General features: G+C 72.5%; 4 protein-coding genes. 2 read left to right on the forward strand and 2 right to left on the reverse strand.

Annotation, left to right across the window (positions count from 1 at the left end):
- The coding region (locus PROKR_RS27525; RefSeq protein ID WP_084800717.1) for an LOG family protein at positions 1-831 on the reverse strand (831 nt) is incomplete at its 3' end.
- Positions 832-840: 9 nt separating this feature from the next.
- A complete protein-coding gene (gene dapE, locus PROKR_RS27530; protein WP_051433439.1) occupies positions 841-1968 on the reverse strand; it encodes a succinyl-diaminopimelate desuccinylase in 1128 nt (375 codons plus the stop codon).
- 42 nt (positions 1969-2010) lie between these two features.
- Between dapE and dapD the strand changes: the two genes are divergently transcribed.
- Both dapD and PROKR_RS36465 read left to right on the forward strand, forming a co-directional pair.
- Positions 2011-2958, forward strand: a complete 948-nt coding sequence (gene dapD / locus PROKR_RS27535) for a 2,3,4,5-tetrahydropyridine-2,6-dicarboxylate N-succinyltransferase (RefSeq protein WP_036970267.1) — start codon at positions 2011-2013, stop codon at positions 2956-2958.
- Positions 2959-3049: 91 nt separating this feature from the next.
- On the forward strand, positions 3050-3735 hold a 686-nt coding region (locus tag PROKR_RS36465; RefSeq protein ID WP_051433462.1), incomplete at its 3' end, for a hypothetical protein.

Genomic DNA, 3735 nt, shown 5'->3' on the forward strand with positions numbered 1-3735 from the left:
GTCGCGCCGGCCCGCGGCCGACGCTTGCTCGGTGGCGCGCTCCGCCGCCACTGCGGCCTGCAGCGCAGCCTGCTCGGCCGCGATCTGGTGGGCCCGGTCGACCACGTGCCGCACGGCGTCGGCGGGGTCGTCGGTCAGGTGGATGATGTCGAGATCCGCCGCGCTGATGACACCGTGCTCCAGCGCCGTCGTCCGGACCCACTCCAGGAGCCCACCCCAGTACTTCTTTCCCACCAGGACGATCGGGAACTGCGTCACCTTGTGGGTCTGCACCAGGGTGATGGCCTCGAAGAGCTCGTCGAAGGTGCCGAATCCCCCGGGCATCACGATGAATCCCTGCGCGTACTTCAGGAACATCGTCTTTCGCGCGAAGAAGTACCGGAAGTTGATACCCAGATTGACGTACTCGTTGACGCCCTGTTCGAAGGGCAGCTCGATACCGAGGCCGACCGACGTGCCGCCGGCCTCCGCCGCACCCTTGTTCGCGGCCTCCATGATGCCGGGCCCGCCGCCCGTGATGACGGCGTAGCCCGCCTCGACCAGCAGCCGGCCCACCGTCTCGCCCGCGAGGTAGTCCGGGTGGCCGGGCTTGGTACGCGCGGAGCCGAACACCGAGACCGCCTCGCCCAGCTCGGCGAGCGCGCCGAAGCCCTCCACGAACTCGCTCTGGATGCGCAGCACCCGCCAGGGGTCCGAGTGCAGCCAGTCGGTGTCCTGGTCCGGGGCAAGGAGTCGCTGGTCCGTGGTGGTCCGCGGGATCTGGTTCCCGCGCAGCAGCACCGGACCACGGCGATAGCCGCGGCCGGACTGTGGAATGCCGTCGTCGCTCATGCGACCAAACTAGTCGTCCAGGAGCCAGGCTCGCAGCGCGTCGCGACACTGCGCGAGCTGCGCGACGGGGAGGTGCTCGTCGTCCTTGTGCGCGAGCAGCGGGTCGCCAGGACCGAAGTTGACCGCGGGCACCCCCAGCTCCGCGAACCGGGCCACGTCGGTCCACCCGTACTTGGGAGCGGGCGCGCCGCCCGTCGTGGCCAGCACCGACTGTACGAACTGGGCCGCCAGCGGGTCGTCGAGGCCGGGGCGGGCACCGCCCGCGGCGTCCGTCACGAGCACCTCGAAGCCCTCGAAGACCTCCCGCAGATGGGCCTCCGCCTCGGCCACCGAGCGGGAGGGGGCGAAACGATAGTTCACCTCCACCGTGCAGGCGTCAGGGATGACGTTGCCCGCGATGCCGCCGTCGATCCGCACGGCGTTGAGGCCCTCGCGGTAGACCAGGCCGTCCACCTCGACCTCGCGTGGCGCGTAGGCCGCGAGCCGGGTCAGCACGGGCGCGACGGCGTGGATCGCGTTCTCGCCCGTCCACGCGCGCGCCGAGTGCGCGGCGACGCCGTGGGTGCGCACCTCGATCCGCATCGTGCCGTTGCAGCCGCCCTCGATGCCGGCGTTCGACGGCTCGCCCAGGATCGCGAAGTCGCCCCGCAGCAGCTCCGGGTGGTTGCGCGCGAGGCGGCCCAGACCGTTCAGCGCGGAGTCGACCTCCTCGTGGTCGTAGAAGATCCACGTCAGGTCGTGTGCGGGCGCCGTGCCGGGCGCGCCGAGCTCGACCGCCAGGGCGAGCGCGACGGCGACCCCGCCGAGCATGTCCACGGTGCCGCGGCCCCAGAGCTCGCCGGTGCCGTCCTGCTCGACCAGGCGGGTCGGCAGGTTGTCCGCGATCGGTACGGTGTCGATGTGGCCGGCCACCACCACCCGCCGGTCCCGGCCGAGGTGCGTCCGGGCCACCAGGGCGTCGCCGTCGCGCAGCACGTCCAGGTGCGGGCAGGCCCGAAGGACCGCCTCGATCGTGTCGGCGAGGGCCTTCTCGTCGCCGCTGACGGACGGGATGTCGCACAGGATCCGGGTGAGGGCGACGAGGTCGGCCCCTTCTCCGGACGGGTCGAGCAGGGCAGGGTCGATCGCGTTTTCCACAGGGCAAGCCTAGGTGCTCGTCCCGGCCGTTAGGCTGGACGCATGACGACCGCATGGGGCTTCGGCCTTGCAACGATCGCCGACGACGGCACCACCCTCGACACCTGGTACCCGGAGCCCGCCCTCGGCGACGCGCCCGCCGGCGCCACTCCGCCCGAGGCTCTCGCGGCGGCCGCCGGCGCGGATGCCGTCCGCGGCGTCCGGCTGGAGGTCGTGACCACGCAGATCGACCTCGCCGACCCGCCGAAGACCGTCCCGGACGCCTACCTGCGCCTGCACCTCCTCTCGGCCCGCCTGGTCAAGCCGCACGGCCTCAACATGGACGGCATCTTCGGCGCCCTGACGAACGTGGTCTGGACCAGCGCCGGCCCGTGCGCCGTCGAGGGCTTCGAGGAGACCCGGCTGCGCCTGCGCGCCCGCGGCCACGTCACCGTGTTCGGCGTCGACAAGTTCCCGCGGATGGTCGACTACCTCGTCCCGTCGGGCGTCCGGATCGCCGACGCCGACCGGGTCCGCCTGGGCGCGTACCTCGCCCCTGGCACCACGGTGATGCACGAGGGCTTCGTCAACTTCAACGCCGGCACGCTCGGCGTGTCCATGGTCGAGGGCCGCATCTCGGCCGGGGTCACCGTGGGCGACGGGTCCGACGTCGGCGGTGGTGCCTCGATCATGGGCACCCTGTCCGGCGGCGGCAAGCAGGTGGTGTCGCTCGGCGAGCGCTGCCTGCTGGGCGCCAACGCGGGCCTCGGCATCCCGCTCGGCGACGACTGCGTGGTCGAGGCGGGCCTGTACCTGACCGCCGGCACCAAGGTGACCGTGCTCGGCGCGGCCGCCGACCCGTACGGCGACGGCACCGCCCCCGTCAAGGCGCGCGACCTCGCGGGCCGCAGCAACCTGCTCTTCCGCCGGAACTCCACCACGGGCGCCGTCGAGGTGCTCGACCGGACGGGCGTCGGTATCGAGCTCAACGAGGTGCTGCACGCCAACTGAGGCACCCTCGTACCCGTTTTGCACCATCCCTGACCAGGCGGATTACAATTCGTGGCCCTTCTGGTACCGCCCCGGACGACAGGGAGCACGTATGGCCATCCTGGCCGAGACCGGCCCGCCGGTCCCGCCGCCCGTCGACGGTCCCCCGCCGCGACGGCAGCTGGGGCGCGCCCTGAAGTACATCGTGACGGTCTGTGCCGTGTGCGCGGTCGCCACGGTGGGCGTCGTCGTCGGGCTGAACCGGCTGACGGGGTCCGGGCCCGTCACCGAACGCTGCACCGCCGTGCTCGACGGCTCGAACTGGTACCTCTCGCCCGACCAGGCGGACAACGCGGCGCTCGTGGCCGGCACCGCGGTCGCCCGCGGCCTGCCGGCCCGGGCGGCCACGATCGGCCTGGCCACGGCGCTGCAGGAGTCCAAGCTCATCAACATCGACTACGGCGACCGTGACTCGGTGGGGCTGTTCCAGCAGCGGCCGTCCCAGGGCTGGGGCGACCCCCAGCAGATCCTGGACCCGGTGTACTCGACCAACGCCTTCTACGACGTGCTGGTGGAGGTCGAGGGGTACGAGGACATGGAGGTGACGGATGCCGCGCAGACCGTGCAGCGCTCCGCCTATCCCGACGCCTACGCGCAGCACGAGACGCGGTCGCGCGCCTGGGCCTCCGCCCTGACCGGCAACTCCCCCGCGGCTCTGTCGTGCGAGCTCGCACCGGTGGCCGACGCGGACCAGGTCGCCCCCGACGCCGCCCGGGACGCGGTGGCCGGCCGGCTGGG

The sequence above is a fragment of the Promicromonospora kroppenstedtii DSM 19349 genome (genome assembly GCF_000515355.1).
Classification (GTDB): Bacteria; Actinomycetota; Actinomycetes; order Actinomycetales; family Cellulomonadaceae; genus Promicromonospora; species Promicromonospora kroppenstedtii.

Bases quoted from the DNA above. Each gene is read 5' to 3' on its own strand.
- dapD (WP_036970267.1), top strand. From the start codon at position 2,011: ATGACGACCGCATGGGGCTTCGGCCTTGCAACGATCGCCGACGACGGC.